The 17957-nt window shown below is 39.3% G+C and carries 20 protein-coding genes and 1 riboswitch; of the genes, 4 read left to right on the top strand and 16 right to left on the bottom strand.

The window, feature by feature from the left end; translation table 11 throughout:
* Positions 1–63: 63 nt before the first annotated feature.
* The 10 genes from AWM74_RS06090 to AWM74_RS06045 form a co-directional block, all read right to left on the bottom strand.
* Complete coding sequence (locus AWM74_RS06090; RefSeq protein WP_051218204.1) at positions 64–906, bottom strand: glycosyltransferase family 8 protein; 843 nt, start codon at positions 904–906, stop codon at positions 64–66.
* A 136-nt stretch (positions 907–1042) separates the two neighbouring features.
* A complete protein-coding gene (locus AWM74_RS06085) occupies positions 1043–2422 on the bottom strand; it encodes a M24 family metallopeptidase (protein ID WP_026465763.1) in 1380 nt (459 codons plus the stop codon).
* A 149-nt stretch (positions 2423–2571) separates the two neighbouring features.
* The gene (gene ribH, locus AWM74_RS06080) at positions 2572–3045 is read right to left on the bottom strand and encodes a 6,7-dimethyl-8-ribityllumazine synthase (protein ID WP_026465764.1); all 474 of its coding nucleotides are present in this window, start codon (positions 3043–3045) and stop codon (positions 2572–2574) included.
* 18 nt (positions 3046–3063) lie between these two features.
* Complete coding sequence (locus AWM74_RS06075; RefSeq protein WP_026465765.1) at positions 3064–4260, bottom strand: bifunctional 3,4-dihydroxy-2-butanone-4-phosphate synthase/GTP cyclohydrolase II; 1197 nt, start codon at positions 4258–4260, stop codon at positions 3064–3066.
* A complete protein-coding gene (locus AWM74_RS06070; protein WP_026465766.1) occupies positions 4261–4863 on the bottom strand; it encodes a riboflavin synthase in 603 nt (200 codons plus the stop codon). It lies immediately after the preceding gene.
* Positions 4864–5958, bottom strand: a complete 1095-nt coding sequence (gene ribD, locus AWM74_RS06065) for a bifunctional diaminohydroxyphosphoribosylaminopyrimidine deaminase/5-amino-6-(5-phosphoribosylamino)uracil reductase RibD (protein ID WP_026465767.1) — start codon at positions 5956–5958, stop codon at positions 4864–4866.
* A gap of 120 nt (positions 5959–6078) precedes the next feature.
* A riboswitch (FMN riboswitch) is annotated at positions 6079–6200 on the bottom strand.
* Between the two features lie 94 nt (positions 6201–6294).
* On the bottom strand, positions 6295–6933 hold the full coding sequence (locus AWM74_RS06060; RefSeq protein ID WP_026465768.1) for an endonuclease III domain-containing protein: 639 nt from the start codon (positions 6931–6933) through the stop codon (positions 6295–6297).
* 82 nt (positions 6934–7015) lie between these two features.
* Positions 7016–7543 (bottom strand): methylated-DNA--[protein]-cysteine S-methyltransferase, encoded by a 528-nt coding sequence (locus AWM74_RS06055; RefSeq protein WP_026465769.1) that lies wholly within the window; start codon positions 7541–7543, stop codon positions 7016–7018.
* 98 nt (positions 7544–7641) lie between these two features.
* Entirely contained in the window at positions 7642–8025 is a 384-nt protein-coding gene (locus AWM74_RS06050) for a tautomerase family protein (RefSeq protein WP_026465770.1), read from the bottom strand.
* Between the two features lie 241 nt (positions 8026–8266).
* Positions 8267–8701 (bottom strand): cupin domain-containing protein, encoded by a 435-nt coding sequence (locus tag AWM74_RS06045; protein WP_026465771.1) that lies wholly within the window; start codon positions 8699–8701, stop codon positions 8267–8269.
* 152 nt (positions 8702–8853) lie between these two features.
* Between AWM74_RS06045 and AWM74_RS06040 the strand changes: the two genes are divergently transcribed.
* Both AWM74_RS06040 and AWM74_RS06035 read left to right on the top strand, forming a co-directional pair.
* Entirely contained in the window at positions 8854–9084 is a 231-nt protein-coding gene (locus tag AWM74_RS06040) for a hypothetical protein (protein WP_026465772.1), read from the top strand.
* Between the two features lie 38 nt (positions 9085–9122).
* Positions 9123–9437 (top strand): DUF4298 domain-containing protein, encoded by a 315-nt coding sequence (locus AWM74_RS06035; RefSeq protein WP_026465773.1) that lies wholly within the window; start codon positions 9123–9125, stop codon positions 9435–9437.
* 294 nt (positions 9438–9731) lie between these two features.
* Here AWM74_RS06035 and rpsI read toward each other — a convergent pair whose 3' ends face one another.
* From rpsI to AWM74_RS06020, 3 genes are all read right to left on the bottom strand, one after another.
* Entirely contained in the window at positions 9732–10124 is a 393-nt protein-coding gene (gene rpsI / locus AWM74_RS06030; RefSeq protein ID WP_026465774.1) for a 30S ribosomal protein S9, read from the bottom strand.
* A 14-nt stretch (positions 10125–10138) separates the two neighbouring features.
* Positions 10139–10582, bottom strand: a complete 444-nt coding sequence (rplM, locus tag AWM74_RS06025; RefSeq protein ID WP_004262667.1) for a 50S ribosomal protein L13 — start codon at positions 10580–10582, stop codon at positions 10139–10141.
* A 151-nt stretch (positions 10583–10733) separates the two neighbouring features.
* A complete protein-coding gene (locus tag AWM74_RS06020) occupies positions 10734–11645 on the bottom strand; it encodes a LysR family transcriptional regulator (RefSeq protein WP_026465775.1) in 912 nt (303 codons plus the stop codon).
* Between the two features lie 127 nt (positions 11646–11772).
* Here AWM74_RS06020 and AWM74_RS06015 point away from each other — a divergent pair, with 127 nt between their 5' ends.
* Positions 11773–12951: a uroporphyrinogen decarboxylase/cobalamine-independent methonine synthase family protein gene (locus AWM74_RS06015; protein WP_026465776.1), complete on the top strand. Its 1179-nt coding sequence runs from the start codon at positions 11773–11775 to the stop codon at positions 12949–12951.
* 370 nt (positions 12952–13321) lie between these two features.
* Here the strand turns inward: AWM74_RS06015 and AWM74_RS06010 are convergent, their stop codons facing one another.
* Together AWM74_RS06010 and pepF are read right to left on the bottom strand one after the other, a co-directional pair.
* A complete protein-coding gene (locus tag AWM74_RS06010; protein WP_026465777.1) occupies positions 13322–13486 on the bottom strand; it encodes a hypothetical protein in 165 nt (54 codons plus the stop codon).
* 50 nt (positions 13487–13536) lie between these two features.
* Positions 13537–15348, bottom strand: a complete 1812-nt coding sequence (pepF, locus tag AWM74_RS06005) for an oligoendopeptidase F (protein ID WP_026465778.1) — start codon at positions 15346–15348, stop codon at positions 13537–13539.
* Between the two features lie 193 nt (positions 15349–15541).
* Between pepF and AWM74_RS06000 the strand changes: the two genes are divergently transcribed.
* A complete protein-coding gene (locus AWM74_RS06000; protein WP_106620571.1) occupies positions 15542–16438 on the top strand; it encodes a fructose bisphosphate aldolase in 897 nt (298 codons plus the stop codon).
* A 113-nt stretch (positions 16439–16551) separates the two neighbouring features.
* Here the strand turns inward: AWM74_RS06000 and fabV are convergent, their stop codons facing one another.
* The gene (gene fabV / locus AWM74_RS05995) at positions 16552–17751 is read right to left on the bottom strand and encodes an enoyl-ACP reductase FabV (RefSeq protein WP_026465780.1); all 1200 of its coding nucleotides are present in this window, start codon (positions 17749–17751) and stop codon (positions 16552–16554) included.
* Between the last annotated feature and the right edge of the window lie 206 nt (positions 17752–17957).

Here is a 17957-nt window from a genome sequence, read left to right as displayed (position 1 = left end):
AAATTATCCTCCCAACGTTCTATCATTCAATCTACCGTCATAGAAATATGTATATATTCTACACTATTTAATCGCTTCTTCTATTCGCTTCAATTGGTTTTGATAGTTAAGATAAAGACTGGTAAAGCGATTATCATGTTTATCGTCCCATGGTTTGGGCCCACCACAGAAATGGAGAATAGCAGTATTCTTCATCACCCAGTGAATATCATGTTGAGCAAGACTTTTGGTGAAATACCGCATATATTTACGCGTATCATAATTCCAAATTTCTTCTGGAATTCCCTTAGTGTATTTACCATATAATCGGTTGAGGATATCCTGGTCGGGTAGGATTAATAGCAAGTTATATTTTTCAATCATTTGCGCAATATCTGACCATTTGACAATTTCTCTAGCTTTATCTAAATCAATCACCATCACACCAGAATTATAGTATGCATGGTCAACGTCAAGTCGCATTTGGTTTACTCGGGTAGAAACGTCCGTCAACCCAACATGTGTAGCGGCTGCTAGCATATGACCTTCTAGATCTGTTTGCCACAGATCTAATAAAGGATTAACCACTAAAATATCTGGATCTAAATAAATCACATGTTTCATTTCTTTAGGTAATATTTCACCCGCAAGCAGGCGGAAGTACATCTCTTTTGGGTACCTATTTTCAGTTTTAGCGCTATTCCATCGACTACCATCAATTTTAATCGCTTCAAAACCAAACTGTAAATAATCCGTTAGCTTCTGCAATTCGCGAATAGTTTGCGTTGTAATTGATTCATGAATCAGCCAAATACGGATGGCTTGGCCTGGATTATTTTGGCGAATCGATGTTAATGCCACTTTTAAGGGATTTAAATAGCCTTCATCGATGGTAAATAATAATTCAATCTGTTCGTCCAAGAGCATAACCCTCCAATTTATTTATAATATTATACATATATTAACATCTTTATGGCAATTCAGTATGGATAGTCCGTCATTATTCACTTAAAAATAGACAAAAATCCCTCAAGTTTGGCAACCAATCTTGAGGGGAATTTTTTTATCCAAAGTAGATAGCAGTTTTTTTGTCTAATAAGAATGGTCTATAGTAGGCAAAAGTACTCGCTAATGGTAATAAATGTTCTGGTAACGCTAAACCTAATGCTTCTTTTAGATAATCCTTCCGCTTAGAGATTCTTGACCAAAGTTCTGGTTGTTTAATCTTAATCTCTTCACGTAGTGCTGCGTCCGCAACCGCTATCGTCGATTCAGCTGAAACACCATTATGGTTCGCTTGTGAAGGTATAAAGTCTAGTTGGAAGATGTAGCCACTTTGAATTGTTGCATCAGAATCTTTATAAAATGGTGAGCTTAGCCATTCTTCGTCAGCTACTAAATGCCCCGGGCACAAGTTCCAGCCATAAGTAGCTTGCGGATAAAACTCACTAAACGCTTGGTAGAAATCGCCACCTTTTGTACCAATGTTCAGATTGTCTAACCACCATTTATAGGCTTGGAAATAGGGGAAAACGACTTCCTCTAAGTAACCTGGATCACTTTCTGCGAGCTGACTTTCGTCTTTCACTGCATAGCCAGACCGGCTAGACAAGCCACCTTTATAGGCTACAGTTAATGCAACTTTATCGCCATCATTTAACGTGTTATCAGTGGGATAAATATTAGCGTCTTTAAAACGATCACCAAAGGCTGCAATGGTCACAACAGAAGGATATTGACCATCGCGATTTAAGCGATTCCCTGCCTCTAACTCGCTTTGACCAATATTTAGCTGGTTCATTGCTTCAAGAATAGCATCAGAAGCAAGCGAAGCACCATATTCATAACGAGCGATTTCCTCTGCATTGTTTGTCACACGAGCACCCTCTTTTGGATGCATGTAAAGTTGGGTAGCATTGACTACTTTATCAGCACCAAAAACCTCATGTACACCATCCACAATAAATGCTGGTACTGAATGGTGGTTGTGGAAGTTATTCATATCATTAGACAAAAGCTTCCAATCTACTAAACCAATTCGTTTAGAAGCATCTACTTCAGTGTCTTTAAGATAGTCAGCGAAAGTTTTAGTGAAATCCATAGGTTGGTTTGGTAAAGAGAAGAATGGACAAAGAACGCCTTCGCTTTGTGTACGTGCCATACTGGTCTTATTGTAGTTCTCATTACCTAAAATCAGTGTCGACGTCCCGTCTTGGTTGATTACCTGGATAGCTTCTTCAAATCGTGGAATAAAACCAGTTAAATATTCAAAGTTACTACCGTGTTCTTTGTCTGCGTAAATCATCAATGATGAGAAGTCATATTTTCGCATCAATTGAAGGACTTTGTCCTTGCGTTGAGCGAAGGTAGCGTCACTTAAAATGATAGGTTTTCCAGAATTATCCTTAGCCGGCGCTAATGTTTGTTTAAATTGTATTGTCATATGAAGTCTCCTTAAGCTTTTTGCGCAAATCATCAAAAAGGCTTGATAATTAATTGAATGCGCTTTATTTTCCCATCTCCCATCTTACCATGATTGAAAATTAAAGCTAGCCTTATGCTGTTAGAGATATTTTCATATTGAATAATGACTTATTTGTGTTTAATTTCCTTGAATAAATTAATCATTTCAATGGCATTCGTTGCATAAGTAAAGCCTAGGTTACCAGCTTTAGTACCAGAGCGTTCAATGGCTTGTTCAATATTTTCGACCGTTAAAACACCAAAGATAACCGGTAATTTATGCGTTAGTCCCACTTGAGATACCCCACTTGACGCTTGATTAACCACCACATCAAAATGACTTGTAGCCCCTCTAATCACAGCACCCAGTGTAATGATCGCATCGTATTTACCTGTTTCAGCCATCGTTGCAGCCGTCAGCGGGATTTCATAAGCGCCCGGTACCCAAGCAACATCGATATTTTCTGTCAAAACACCTGAACGTGTAAGCCCATCTTCACAACCACTTAGTAAGCTTTTAGTTAGAAAATCATTGAATCGCGCAATAACAATCCCAATTTTAATATCTTCTCCGTTAAACAATTTTCCTTGAATAATATTCATGCTATTTTCCTCCATATTTTATAAGTCTAATAAATGACCCATTTTTACTTTTTTAGTGATTAAGTAGTTTTCATCATCCGGATTAGCAGCCATTTCAATACTCACACGGTTGGCTACTTGGATACCCGATGCTTCTAATTGTGCGATTTTATCAGGATTGTTGGTCATAAGGTCAATGGATGTCACACCCAGTTCCCCTAACATTTGTGCAGCCGTATGGTATTCCCTTAAATCATCTGGGAATCCTAGGGCATGGTTGGCTTCTACAGTATCCAGTCCTTCTTCTTGTAACTGGTAGGCTTTTATTTTATTGATTAAGCCAATACCGCGACCTTCCTGTCTTAAATATAAGAGAACGCCTTGGCCAGCTTCGTTGATTTTCCGTAAAGCCTCATGTAATTGTTCTCCGCAGTCACACCGGTTTGAGCCCAATACATCTCCCGTTAAACATTCAGAATGCAAACGCGTTAGGACCTGTCCCTTACCTGAAACATCCCCTTTTACCAAAGCCACATGTTCTTGATTATCTACATCGTTGATAAAAGTATGGATAGTAAATTCACCAAATTTTGTCGGCATTTTAGCTTGTGATACATGGTGGGTATGACGCTCAGTTTTTAACCGGTAGTCTTGTAAGCCTTTAATAGTGATGACTGGCATCTGCCACATCTCTGCTTGCTTAAGCAATTCGGCTTGGCGCATCATCGTACCGTCTTCGCGCATAATTTCTACACAAACACCCACTGGATTCAGTCCAGCTAATTTCATTAAATCAACCGTTGCTTCTGTATGACCATTTCGCTCCAACACACCATTTTCTTTCGCCACCAATGGGAAAACATGTCCCGGACGATTAAAGTCGCTGGGTTGACTAGCCGGATTTGCTGCTTCACGCATAGTGAGTCCCCGCTCAACTGCGGATACACCAGTGCTTGTCTCTTTATGGTCAATGGATACCGTAAATGCGGTTGTATGTGGGTCTGTATTATCATCCACCATTGGCGACAAATTCAAACGACTAGCTACTTCCTGACTCATTGGCTGGCAAATTAACCCCTTAGCATGAGTCGCCATAAAATTAATATTAGCTGTTGTTGCAAACTCTGCTGCACAAATTAAGTCTCCTTCATTTTCTCTATTCTCATCATCCAAAACCATGATAATTTGACCCGCTTGTAAAGCTGCTAATGCGTCTTCGATTGTTGAAAAATCCATCTATACCCGCTCCTTCACTGTAAATCGCTCAATATACTTACCAACAATATCATTTTCTAAATTCACGATAGTGCCTACTTGATAGGTTGAAAAAATTGTTTGTTCACTCGTGTGGGGGATAATGGAAACTTTGAAACTATCTCCTTCAACGCCAGCAACCGTTAAACTTGTACCATCAATAGCGATAGACCCCTTCATGATGATATAGCGCATTAGGTCTTTACTTGTTTGAACCGTGTACCAATTAGCGATACCATCCGCCTCAATTGCGGTGATTTTACCAATACCATCAATATGGCCACTTACAATATGACCACCGAATCTCGCGCTGGCTTTCATCGCTCGTTCAAGATTCACTCGTCTATTGTTAGCAATTCCTTCTAAAGATGTTTTCGCAATCGTTTCTGGCATCACTTCAACTTGGAAATTAGTATCAGTGAAATTCGTCACGGTAAGACAAATGCCGTTCACACTAATAGAGTCACCTAGATTGACATCGGATACTATTTTTTCCGAAATAATGGTTAAAAGAAGTCCTGCATGATTGTTGATGGCCTCGATACTTTCAATACGGCCAATATCTTCGATAATTCCTGTAAACATTTAATCCACCCTACTTTCTATCAAAAGGTCTTTACCTAATGGCGTGATTGCTTGGATATAACTTGTGAGCGCTTGGTCCATCTGCGGAAAACCAAAACCACGGATAGGACTATACTGGTCAAAACCACCAATGACTTTGGGACCAATATAAGTGTGGATTTCCTCGATTAACTCTGATTCAAGTAGCGAAGCATTTAGTCTTGATCCGCCTTCAACATAAATACTTTGAATACCTTGTTGGCCTAGTTGTGTGGTTAAATCCACTAAATCTACCTTGTCATTCTTCACATTCACAACCAATAGCTGGCAGCCAGCTGCTTGATAGGCTTGGTGATCTTGTGGATTCTGATTAGTTGTCGCAATAATTGTGGGCGTTTCCTTCGCTGTTTTCACTAATTGGCTGGTTAAGGGTAGCTTCAAGCTCGTATCACAAACAATACGGATAGGATTAATCCCCTCAAAGTCGTCAATTCGAACTGTTAACGATGGATCATCAGCAAGCGCAGTCCCTATGCCAACCATAATGGCTTGGTTACTGTGGCGTTGGTAATGCACATGCTCTCGTGCAATTTTGTCCGTTATCCACTGGGAATCCCCAGTATAGGCGGCCGTTCGACCATCTAGGGTCATGGCATATTTCATGGTGACATAGGGGCGTTGATGAGTCATAAAGTAATTGAATTTACGGTTAAGATCTTCACTCTCTTCAGCCAAAAGACCCGTTTCTACTTCAATATGGTGGTTTCTTAATTCCTGGATGCCTTTTTCAGCAACTAATGGATTCGGATCAATTGCAGCAACTACCACTTTTTCAATTCCCGCTTCGATAATAGCTTGCGTACAGGGAGGTGTTTTACCAAAATAACAGCAGGGTTCCAGCGTGACGTACATAGTTGCCCCTTTTACATCATGCCCTTGTTCGCTGGCATCCTTTAAGGCTTCTCTTTCCGCATGCAAACCGCCATACTGCTGATGATAGCCTCGACCGATGATTTGGCTATTCTTTACGATAACTGCACCAACCATAGGATTAGACCTTGTCCAACCCTGTCCTAATTTGGCTAGGTCAAGTGCTTCTTGCATATAGTCTTTCATTCACTCATCCTTTCTCTAAACAACAAATAATCCAGTCAGAGTGACGAAAAAAAGCCCTAGAAATAAGATTTCTAGGGCACACAAATAAACTATAGACTTATAGTATTCGTTTATTTTGATTCTACTCTTCTTCCATCCAGACTCTACTGTCGGTCTCGGAATTACACCGAGTCAGCCCCTAATTAAAGGAGGTCGCGGACTTTACCGCCGGTCGGGAATTACACCCTGCCCTGAAGATTTTATTTGAATGTTTATGGTGATATCATACGGTATTAAAAAGAAAATGTAAACCCAAATGTATTTTTTAAATTAAAAATATATACTATAGAGTATTTATCATGGGTGATTGGATAAAAAATTTCCCTTCACCTGGCCATTTTTACCCAAGTATAGTTTGCCAAACTCATCAATTAAGCCATGGAATTCCTGGGCTTCCTCATAAGTGAAGTCATCCGGTAGGTTAATCTCTTGGTAAAGGCTTTGATAGGTTGTGTACGAATTGCCTGTCAACCAACTGAATAACCGCCTAGCGTAGGCATCAGCGATAAACGCTGGTTGGTCAAATATAAAAACGCGAAATACGTCAGCTGTTTCAAACCCTACCCCGTGTAATTTCAAGATTTCACTTCGCAACTGTTTTCCGTATTCATACTGCACGGCTTGATAATCCCATTTGTGGTTACCAAACCATTGGAAACTGGCTTGAATTGCTCGCGCCTTGTTGCGGTAGAAACCACTTGGTCGAATCAGCGTTTCTAATTCTTCTAACGGGAGCTTTAAAATTTCTTCTGGCAAAAAACCAGTAGCTGCGTTCAAGTTATTTAGGGACTTTTCAACGTTACGCCAGTTGGTATCTTGAACAAGGATAGCTCCCAGGATTATTTCTACCTTAGAATCAGCAGGCCACCAACCTTGTGGGCCCATTTCATTTAATAAGGTATCGTATAACTTTCTAATAGCTAATTTATTCATCATCTCACCCTAAATTATTTTACCGTTATGTGTTATTTTTTTGCATCTTTATGTAAAAATGAATGGATTCCTATCAGCGTCACACCTATACTTTATGGTTGTCTAGCTTGGATTGGTCAATGCCTTCTAAAGCCAGCAAGGCAATTTTGCGGTCGATACCACCTGCATAACCAGTTAATGCACCGTTAGTGGCTACAACCCGGTGACATGGGATTAGAATTGAAATAGGATTATGACCAACAGCGCCGCCAGCTGCACGAGCAGAGCCCCTTTTCCCAGGAGTGGTTAAAGCAACTTTATCAGCTAATTCCTTATAGCTAGTCGTTTGGCCGTAAGGGACATTAATCAGTGCGTTCAGGATTTCCTTACGGTAAGGCGTTACTTCTGGGTCCAAAATGTTTGGGTCAAGAGTTGGGTTCTCACCAGCAAAATAAGCATCTAACCAATTTTTGACTTGCTTTGTCACTGGTGTTTCTCCTTCTACCATAGTCTGTAAGTCGTATTTACCACCAAAGTATCTTTGATCACTAAACCACAATCCTTTAATCGCTTGTTCATCATTCACGATAGTCATTTGACCAAGTGGTGAGGTGTAAGATGATTTGTAATACATGGTAATCCCTCCTGGGTTAAGATGACAGATACCCCAGCTATCTCAAAAAAGATGGGGATAGCTAGGGTATGGCTTTTATGTACTTGTAGTAATGCTATTTATTCTGCGTACTGTGCAATACCATTACCAAAGGACCAGTTCTCTTTATTTACTTCGACTAAGTTGATAAAGACATCTTCTTTGCGAATATCTAATTGGTTATTTAATTTATCAGCAACCGTCTTGTATAAAGCTTTCTTTACCTCAGTTGTACGCCCTTCATTCATCGTGATTTGAATGATCACGATACCTTCTGTACGGTCAACACCTAGGTAATTGGTAGAAAATATCAGTTCTTCAGCTTTTAAATCATTCACAATAACGAACTTATCTTCTTCAGGGATTCCAATCGTTTCAAGCATAGATTCGTAAACTAACTCACCTAATTGCGTTTTAAATTCTGCAGTCTTACCTTCTAATAGATCGATTCTAACTAATGGCATGTAGCACACTCCTTATCTTTTTGCATAATATTATTATATATGAAAAATTAATTAAATTGCTAGTTTCATCCTACAACAATTTTTAGAAGTACCGTACTATACATTGTTTGATATATGTAAAGGAATATCTTTTTATAGAGACTGGTTGATTTCTAGCATAAAAAAACCGATAACGCTTTTAAGGTCATCGGTTTACTTGACTTAACTATTGTTTGTACTTTTCATGCATTTCATGGTTGTTTTATTCATTTGGATCGCTTTCAGCATCTTCTTGAGTGCCATGAACAGTACCAGGTACGTGGTCAGGGCTAGCATAAATGGTGTACAGTTTTAACGGTACACTCCCCCGATTGGTGATATTATGCCATAAACCTAGTGGCACAAAGACTGCTTCATCTTCTCCAATTTTTTGTTCAAAGGATAAATCGTCCTCAGCAGGGCCCATCTGGCAAAGACCCTCACCTTGCTCGATACGGATAAATTGATCACTTTCATGATGTACTTCTAAACCAATATCACCACCTACAGGAATTTCCATAACAGTCAACTGCAACTTATTACCTGTCCAAATAGTCGTACGAAAATTTGTATTCTCTAACGTTTCTTTTTCAACATCTATAATATATGGCTTTTTGTCGTTATCTACATTACCAGTTAGAAATTTATTATCAGTCATCATAATCCCTCCTTATCTATAATTTTACTCCTTATATATTTAAATGCAAATATATTGTGAATCAGTGATCATAAATGATTTTGTTGCTTGCTGTTTATTTTTAGTTTATGCTTTTTTTAGCTATTCATTCATCCTTAGAAAGGCGTTTTATCATGAAGTTATTTATCCATTTTTGGCAACAAGCATTTAATTTTAAACAGAAAATAAGCTGGCGTGAGGCTTTATCTAGGTTTTTAACAAATCTTATTTTTATTATTATACTCTACTTTATTGCTTTAATTGCACCTCCTTCATGGGAGGAACCTATTGCTTATTTTGTCCAAGTTTATACGATCATTTCAATCGTACCAACAATTACCACTATCATTAGCGCAATAAAATAATCATCCAATGTATATTCTTTAAGAAAGTTGGGGGTAACGTGAAGAATACTGATAATTTTTATGAGATGGAAGAAAATTTTTCGAAGATTTCTAAAGAAATCGAGGCCATATCTGGTTCACTGGAAAATTTTGAAAAATACCTACCAAATATCAAACTATTCCTTAACTACTATGGCAGTGAGACTTGGTTTAAACATTTAAAGATGGAAGAACAAGGCTTATTTGAAGATGCTAGTACAACAGCTGTACTAGGAGAAGACTACAGTTATGACCTTGTTATAGCTATTATGGATTTAGCCAATAAACTAAAAAGTGTTGGTGAAAGCTTATTGGAAGACAGCTCAAATTCCTAATCCATCAATAACAAAAATTTAGTTATTTACTGCTAATTAAATCGAATTTTAAGTGGTGAATAGCTATCATTTTTTCTATTTAGCTTCATTTGGCATATCTATCAAGAAAAGAATTTTAGTGTAAGCTACTTTAATGGTATTAGACTTATTTATCACAAAAAACAAAAAAAAAGACATTTCCCACATAAGTGAGAAATGTCTTTTTGGTTTGAATATGGATTGGTACTCGACTTCTTTTGAAATCTCCGTCCCATACTGTATCCGTAAGCGAATAAATTCGTAATAGCCCAAAGATTAACGTTTTGAGAATTGAGGTGATTTACGCGCTTTTTTAAGACCTGGTTTCTTACGTTCTTTCATACGTGGGTCACGTGTTAAAAGACCAGCATCTTTAAGTGGTTTACGGAAGTCAGGATCTACTTCTAATAATGCACGAGAGATACCGTGACGAGCTGCACCTGATTGACCAGCATATCCACCACCGTTAACGTTGATGAAGATGTCATATTGGCCTTCAGTTTGTGTAACTGCTAAAGGTTGTTTAACGATTACGAATAATGATTCGTATGGTAGGTATTCTGCCATTTCTTTACCGTTAAAAACGATTTTACCTGTACCAGGTACTAAGCGTACACGGGCTGTTGAGTTTTTACGACGGCCTGTTGCGATGTATTGAGCTTGTGCCATTTGCTTTTCCCTCCTTAGATTAATTCGTTAATGTCTAATTGTTTAGGTTGTTGCGCTGCATGTGGGTGTTCCGCACCAGCGTATACGTGTAGGTGTGTAAATTGAGCACGACCTAAACGGTTTTTTGGTAACATACCTTTAACTGAAGTTTCGATTAAACGTGCTGGTTTTTCATCACGTAATGTACCTGCAGTTGTTTCATAGATACCACCTGGGTAACCTGAGTGACGGTAGTATTTTTTATCTGTTGCTTTTTTACCAGTTAATTTCACTTTTTCAGCGTTGATGATGATAACTTGATCACCTGTGTCAACGTTTGGTGTGAATGTTGGTTTATTTTTACCACGTAACATGCTTGCCACAACTGTTGATAGACGTCCCAATGGAACATCTGTAGCGTCTAGGACAACCCAGTTACGTTCAACTTCATTTGCTTTCGCCATATATGTTGTACGCATTATATTTCCTCCGTTTATCTTGTCTGATTGTTCGATTCATAATTGGTTTCCGGGGCCTATCATGGGGCAAACAATACCGTCTTATATTGTATCACTTCACAATCCATTTAGTCAATCTTTTTCAACGAAAAAATCACTTATGCCGGATTTATTATTTAGCATATTGTTGAATAGATTCTTCAAGTAAGCCTAAATAGCGCTTGGCGATTGAAGACAGCTGGTGACGGTTAGCGGTTAGGTAACCTAGTTCAATCACCTCGTCTGACTCAAGAGGAATTGCTAATATATCCGGACTGTTCAAGTCATCATTGATGATTCCTGAAGAAATAGTATAGCCATCTAGACCGATGAGTAGATTAAATAAGGTTGCTCGGTCAGAAACAATAATCCGTTTTGGGACAGGAATATCCGCTAAAATCTCTTCCCAATAGTAGAAAGAGTTGTGGGTGCCTTGTTCATATGATAAACGAGGATAAGCAGTTAAGTCATCTAAACTAATGGTCGCTTGTTTAGCTAAAGGATGCCCTTTATCAATAAACACATGTGGTGCAGTTTTAAACAATGGCGTAAAAGTCAGTTGCTTTTCTTGAAAAGCCCCTTCCAATACTTTCTGATTATAATTAGACCGGTAAATAACGCCCACCTCAGAGGTAAAATTAGCAACGTCATCCAAGACCTCAAATGTTCGCTCTTCTTTTAATGTCGCCTCATATTGGTCTGCATCCATCTCCCTTAGTAACTTCACGAAAGCATCCACTACAAAGGCATAATGCTGGCCCGATACTGAAAATATCCGGTTGGCCTGACTTCCTTCCTTATAGCGGTGATTCATCAAGTCAATCTGCTCCAAGACTTGCCGTGCATACTGGAGAAATTCCTCCCCCTGCACCGTCAGAACTGTCCCCTTAGCCGTCCGCTGAAATAAAGTTACCCCCATCTCAGACTCCAAATTGGCCATGGCCTTCGACAAAGACGGCTGGGCAATAAACAAATCCTTGGCCGCCTGCGTCATGTTCCCCACTTCAACAACCTTCATAAAATACTGCAAATCTTCAATCCGCATACGCTCACTCCTTACCATAGTTTCAAGCTATGAAAACCGACAAATAATAGTTATTTGTAATTATTATGCCAGACCCATATACTCATAACAAGTTCAAAAATATTTATCGAAAAAGGAGAACATTATTATGACACAAACACAAACTTCAAAACGATTCCTTACAGTTGGTTCATTCTTACGTCCAGAAGACTTATTAGCTTACAAACGTCAAATCGAGGAACGCGACGATATCCAATATCCATTCTACCAAGATTTCGACAACTACGAAAAAGTAGAAGACGAGGCAGTTGCTGATATCGTAAAAAAAGAAATCGAATTAGACTTCCCAGAAATTACAGATGGCGAATACTCTAAATCATTATGGCATCTAGACTTCGTTTGGGGCTTTGACGGCGTACGTCGTTTCATTGCTGACCAAGGGTATATCTTTGTTGATCATGACGACGAAAACCCATTTGAAACACGTAAAGACATCGGGATTGAAATCTTCAAACCCTTATCAGGTAAAAACCATCCTTTCATTGACCACTACAAGCGATTAGTAGCCTTAAATGATTCAGATGCTGATGTGAAAGTTTGTATCCCTTCACCAGGTCATATTTATGTTGATTTAGGTTTAAACCTACAAACATACAACCAGGTATACAAATCACAAGCTGAATTACGAGAAGGTCTAATCAATGCCTACAAAGAATTCTTAGATGAATATGTGCAAGAAGGCGGTAAGATCATCCAATTAGATGACTGTTTATGGACTATCCATGCTGAGGATGCTTCAAATTCACCATTTAGAAATGAAGATGGTACTTGGGATGATGAGGCAGCTAAAGCCAGTGCAGAAGCTTATGTAGCTGTTAACAATGCAGTAATTGACTATGGTCATGAATTAGGCTTAAAAGTATATACCCACAACTGTCGTGGTAACTACGCATCTCGTCATGCGTCCAACGGTTCGTATGAGAAAATTGCTCATTATTTCTTGAAAAACCAACGTTACGACCGTTTCTACTTAGAGTGGGACGACGAGCGTGCTGGTTCAATCGACGCATTAGAAGCTTTTAAAGACAACGACCAAGTAGAAGTTGTATTAGGTTTACTATCTTCAAAATCAGCCGACTTAGACGATGAAGAACGCGCCCTAAACGGCTTAGAAGAAGCTAGCAAATATGTATCAAAAGATCGATTATACCTATCCCACCAATGTGGCTTTGCCTCATGTGACGGTGGTAACGAATTAACCCACGAAAACCAATGGGACAAAATCAAGCAAGGACAAGCAATCGCATTCAAATACTTTGGTGAATAATCCCTAATCAAAAAACTATCATCCTTCAAAAGAGGTTGGCTCCCCACGCCAACCTCTTTTTCAATATCTTTATTCTTGTATCAGCAATCACTTCAATCAATCCGAGAAGTTAAAGTTAAGCCTTTGAGCTTTACTTTTGTTGCAGCCCTCGCCTATTAAGGGCCTAAATATTCACATGCTGACGCATATCAGAATGTTCGGGGGAACCCCGTTAAAGTCTGAATGATCAGCCCAGTTCTCACACCTTGGATGAGATCGGTCCCAAGGATTTTAAGGCAATGGTAGAGAAAGCGGAAGCCTACGGATTTTTGTAATAAATAAAAAAGTAGAATCCAAAAAATAGGATTCTACTTAGATAGCAATTCAATATTTAAGCCCCTTGCATATTGTATAGTACAAAGAAAGCCATGAAGAAGATTAACAGGACTACTGCCAGTACCCCGAAGATCAGGTAAATCCGCTTCTGCTCTTTTTTGTACATATAATTACTGGTAATCAGTAGCAAAAGAGCTGCTACGAAAAATACCCAAATCATCTATTCACCAAACTTTCTCTCTATTTATTTGTGGCAATTCCCTGTCTTCTTTAAGCCAGTTTCGCTGAATAGTCAATAATAGCATCAACCGTGTCGTTTAAGAAGGCAATGGTATTTTCTAATGGTTCACCACTTGTAATATCTACTCCTGCTACTTTTGCAGCTTCAACCGGGTTAATTCGACCCAACTTCAAGAAGTTGATCCATTTTTCAATGGCTTGATCATCTTCGCCTGAACGGATATTCAAGTAGGCTTGTGTAGCAATCGTTAAGCCTGCTGAATAAGTATATGAATATAAGCCCATGTAGTAATGTGGTTGACGCATCCAAGTTAATTCAGCACCTGGATTAATCTCTACAGCATCACCCCAGAAAGCTTCTAATACCCCTTTTTTCAAGTCAGAAAGGGTTTCGGCTGTGAAGGCTTCACCCTTGTCAATTAGTCGGTAAACTTCACGTTGGTAGGCCGCTTCTAACAAGTGTGTAATGAAGTTATGGAAATATGTGTTGGTTAGCATATTGGCTAAGGCAAAGCGTTGGGTACGGTCGTCTTCACCATTGGCTTGTAAATAGCCAGTTAATAGTAACTCATTGAAAGTTGACGGCGCTTCAATCACATACAAGCTGGGTTCACTTGAAATAAACAAGTTGTTGGCTTCTGCCCGGCTCATTTGACCAGCATGACCCAATTCATGAATCAAGGTATAGACATCAGATAATTGTTCAGTCCAGCTCATCAAAATATATGGATGAATGTTTGCTGCAATTGTTGCAAATCCACCAGTTGATTTACCCACATTTTGGGCGTAATCTACCCAGCGGTCAGTGAAGGCTGGTGCGATTTCGTTAAAGTAGTCCTCGCCCATGATAGCTGTGGCTTCTTTAACGTAGGCTTCTGATTCTTCAAATGAAACAGATTTTGAAAAAGTCGGATCCAAACCAATCTTTAAGTCTGCATAAGTCATTTTATCTAAGCCGCGTACTTCTTTAACGTGGTTGATATATTTACGCATAACGGGTGCCAATTTCTCCATGATGACATCGATTTGACGGTCATATAGGTCACGATTAACATCTTGGCTGAAGAGTAGATAATCAATTACCGACTCGTACCCCCTAATGTTAGCTTGAGCTTTTTCCTGCAAGACGTGGCCATAATAAGTTGTTGCAAAGGTATTTTGGTATTTTGCCAATTCTTTTGAGAAAGCATCAAAGGCGGCCCGACGAACGGCTGTATCCTCTTCAAACATATATTTATCTTCATATAAAACAAAGCTTAAAGGGTAAGTAGTACCATCTACTTCAAAATCAGGAAAAGTTAAATCGGCTAATTTAGCGTTGTTATACACTTCATAATTTTGATCATGTGCTTGTTCGAATTGAAATAGTACATCTTCCACTTTAGCACCCAGATATATCGCTTGTTGACGTTCAACTTCAGCAATATAATCTGCTGTTTCTGGAGCAATGGCCTTTACTTTTTCCAGTTCAGTTGCTGATTTTTCTAGTAATGCATTTTGGAAAAATAGCATCGCTTCTTGAACATTTTTGCTCGCTGCCGATACCTTATGTAATTTCAATGCTGCTTGTGAATTTGTACGGTCGGCTTCAACCGCTAAAAAGGTATAGTGCATCAATTGTGACCCTAAAACTTGCACGTCAGAAGCCGCTAAAACTGCATTAGCAATATCGCTCGCGTCACTTAATTTGCCTTCATAATTTTCCTTGAAAGCTTGTCCTAGATCTTTAAATTCAGCTAACTTCGCTTCAAAAGTTGCTTCATTTTCAAAAATTTGGCTGAGATCCCAAGTGGTTGCTACATCTACTTGGTCGCGGGTTGGGAATGTATTCTCTGTTGTCATCCGGCATATCCTTCTTTCCTAGTTTAATGGTAATTTTCTTAAATAAGTTTACCACTAAAACCCCAAAACTTACCAGAAATAGGTTGGCTATCCTCCTTCATAAGTGTCTTTCTTTGAATTTTTAAAATATTAGGTTCATAATAATAAGTGACGAAATGATACCACCGCTAATTTTTAAGGAGGAATTTTCAATATGTCAATTAATCAAGCACAATTAGAACGCATGTCAAATGCCCCTGGATTTATCGCTGCCCTAGACCAATCAGGCGGTTCAACACCAAAAGCCCTATTAGCCTATGGTGTAGCCGAAGACACCTACAGCAATGAAGACGAAATGTTTGCGAAAGTTCATGAAATGCGGACGCGAATCATGACCAGTCCAGCTTTTACTAGCGAAAAAATTCTAGCTGCTATCCTATTTGAAAATACCATGGACCGCCAAGTAGACGGTAAATACACCGCAGAATACTTAGCAGACAAAGGGATCGTACCCTTCCTTAAAATTGATAAAGGACTTGCCGAAGAAGCCAATGGCGTACAATTAATGAAAGATATGCCAGAACTTGACGACCTATTAGCACGTGCAAATGACCGCGGTATTTTCGGTACTAAGGAACGGTCTAATATTCTCGCATTTAACCCTGTAGGCATCAAAGAAGTTGTCGACCAACAGTTTGAAGTCGCTAAACAAGTTATTGATGCAGGTTTAGTACCGATTATCGAACCTGAAGTGAATATCAAGGCTGAAGACAAAGCAGCCATCGAAGAATTATTAGCTGAAGAAATCCGATTACACTTAGATCAATTAGGGGAAAACGACTTAGTCATGTTGAAGTTGACTATCCCTACTGTACCAGATACTTACCGTGAATTAGCTAGTCACCCTAACGTTGTTCGTGTAGTGGCCTTATCAGGTGGTTATACCCGTGAAGAAGCCAATGAACTATTGGCGGAAAACCACGACATGATTGCGTCGTTCTCACGTGCCCTCGCGTCCGATCTACGAGCAAGCCAAGCAGATGACGAATTCAATGACTTACTAGCCAGTGCTATTGATACCATTTACGACGCATCCGTTAACAAGAGATAAACGATTTTAATATACATCATGCTCAGGGGGTTTTAGTCCTCTGAGCTTTTTTATAGCAAAAAACACGATAAGTCGAACGCGTCTTCCTTACCGTGCTTGATGATGGTCGCTATTTAGGGTTTTAAATTCACTAACTCTTCATAAGTCACTGGTTTCTCTTCATAACCATCCACTTCAAAGCCATTTAAATTCAAGAATTCTTTCATGAAGGTATCCCATGCAGTAAAGTCAGTATTAAAATTGTCCTGGTTGATTTGTTCAATCAAGGCTTTGGCTTCAGCTTGTACTTCTGGATCTAATTCCCATGAATCCGGACGCAGACGGCCCTCTTCATCAAACTCTGGCTTATCACCAAACAACATGTCACGGAAAATCCGGTCGATATGCATAATTGGTGTTTCATGTTGGCCGCGCGCTTCCATTACCTTATACAATCCCAGACAATAAACTGGGAAGAATGGGATCACAGATGAAGCTTTCGTCGTCACTGCTGTTGCTACAACGACAGTCGCTTTTCCGTTGATATCTTTTAAGTCTTCATTGATTAAAGCGGCAGCCTTGTCACAGTCCGCTTTAGCCCGTCCCAAGGTTCCCTTATTGTAGTATGACTCGTTTAATTCAGCCCCTAAATAAGAATAAACAACGGTCTCAACGCCTTCAGCTAGCACATCTGCTTCCTGTAAGGCATTCATCCACATCCGCCAGTCTTCACCACCCATAACCTTTACGGTATCCTCAATTTCGGCTTCTGAGGCCGGTTCAAGCACTTGTTCATAGAAGGTTTCCTTTTGTAAATTCACATTTGGCCCAACAACTTCTTGCTCAATTGATTTAATAACAGAGTTGTAGGTTTCCCCTGTATTTGGGTCTGTACGACGGCCTGAAGCTAATGAATAAACCACAAAATCTACTTTTCCGCCGAATTCATTCTTGATGAAGTCAATCACTTGGTCCTTCGCTTCGTTAGAGAAGGCATCCGCCATGATGTTTTTGGCGATTAACCCTTCAGCTTCCGCTGCTTGCCGGAAAAAGATATTGTTATACCAGCCTGGCTTACCAAGGTTTTTCTCAGATCGTGGTCCCCCACCGTGGGAAACTGAAATCGTATCTGCCCCCGCACCAAAAGCTAGGTTAATCCGACTAGCCAATCCATAAGAAGATGAGCCCCCTAACACCAAAACTTTCTTCGGCCCTTCATAGGTCCCTTGGCTTTTAACATATTGAATTTGATTGTTTACTTCTTGCTTCAACCCCATCGGATTCACACCAACAAGGACATTTCCACGCATTTTTGCCTTAAATTCTAAAGTCATATAAGTCTCCTAATATTTACTAATTTCTCAATTTTTTTGATGATTCACTTTTTAATTATATAGTTAAGAAAACTAGTAGTAAAGTTTTACATGATTATATCAAAAATCAAAGCTTTAATGAAAAAATTTTTGAAAGCAAAAAGGACTGCGGTTTTACCCCGCAATCCTCTCTTGTCATATGCGTATTTCCCTTACTTAATGGCCGT

This window comes from Aerococcus urinaeequi (assembly GCF_001543205.1).
Taxonomy (GTDB): Bacteria; Bacillota; Bacilli; order Lactobacillales; family Aerococcaceae; genus Aerococcus; species Aerococcus urinaeequi.
This window is presented reverse-complemented; position numbering and strand designations above follow the sequence as displayed.

Excerpts from the sequence above, each read along its gene's own strand:
- AWM74_RS06040 (WP_026465772.1), top strand. The coding sequence starts at position 8,854 with ATGAAGTTATTTATCCATTTTTGGCAACAAGCATTTAATTTTAAACAG.
- AWM74_RS06010 (WP_026465777.1), bottom strand. The coding sequence starts at position 13,486 with ATGATTTGGGTATTTTTCGTAGCAGCTCTTTTGCTACTGATTACCAGT.
- rpsI (WP_026465774.1), bottom strand. The coding sequence starts at position 10,124 with ATGGCACAAGCTCAATACATCGCAACAGGCCGTCGTAAAAACTCAACA.
- ribD (WP_026465767.1), bottom strand. The coding sequence starts at position 5,958 with ATGAAAGACTATATGCAAGAAGCACTTGACCTAGCCAAATTAGGACAG.
- AWM74_RS06045 (WP_026465771.1), bottom strand. The coding sequence starts at position 8,701 with ATGACTGATAATAAATTTCTAACTGGTAATGTAGATAACGACAAAAAG.
- AWM74_RS06050 (WP_026465770.1), bottom strand. The coding sequence starts at position 8,025 with ATGCCATTAGTTAGAATCGATCTATTAGAAGGTAAGACTGCAGAATTT.
- AWM74_RS06090 (WP_051218204.1), bottom strand. The coding sequence starts at position 906 with ATGCTCTTGGACGAACAGATTGAATTATTATTTACCATCGATGAAGGC.
- AWM74_RS06020 (WP_026465775.1), bottom strand. The coding sequence starts at position 11,645 with ATGCGGATTGAAGATTTGCAGTATTTTATGAAGGTTGTTGAAGTGGGG.
- AWM74_RS06085 (WP_026465763.1), bottom strand. The coding sequence starts at position 2,422 with ATGACAATACAATTTAAACAAACATTAGCGCCGGCTAAGGATAATTCT.
- AWM74_RS06055 (WP_026465769.1), bottom strand. The coding sequence starts at position 7,543 with ATGTATTACAAATCATCTTACACCTCACCACTTGGTCAAATGACTATC.
- rplM (WP_004262667.1), bottom strand. The coding sequence starts at position 10,582 with ATGCGTACAACATATATGGCGAAAGCAAATGAAGTTGAACGTAACTGG.
- ribH (WP_026465764.1), bottom strand. The coding sequence starts at position 3,045 with ATGAATATTATTCAAGGAAAATTGTTTAACGGAGAAGATATTAAAATT.
- AWM74_RS06075 (WP_026465765.1), bottom strand. The coding sequence starts at position 4,260 with ATGGATTTTTCAACAATCGAAGACGCATTAGCAGCTTTACAAGCGGGT.
- AWM74_RS06000 (WP_106620571.1), top strand. The coding sequence starts at position 15,542 with ATGTCAATTAATCAAGCACAATTAGAACGCATGTCAAATGCCCCTGGA.
- fabV (WP_026465780.1), bottom strand. The coding sequence starts at position 17,751 with ATGACTTTAGAATTTAAGGCAAAAATGCGTGGAAATGTCCTTGTTGGT.
- AWM74_RS06060 (WP_026465768.1), bottom strand. The coding sequence starts at position 6,933 with ATGATGAATAAATTAGCTATTAGAAAGTTATACGATACCTTATTAAAT.
- AWM74_RS06015 (WP_026465776.1), top strand. The coding sequence starts at position 11,773 with ATGACACAAACACAAACTTCAAAACGATTCCTTACAGTTGGTTCATTC.
- AWM74_RS06070 (WP_026465766.1), bottom strand. The coding sequence starts at position 4,863 with ATGTTTACAGGAATTATCGAAGATATTGGCCGTATTGAAAGTATCGAG.
- pepF (WP_026465778.1), bottom strand. The coding sequence starts at position 15,348 with ATGACAACAGAGAATACATTCCCAACCCGCGACCAAGTAGATGTAGCA.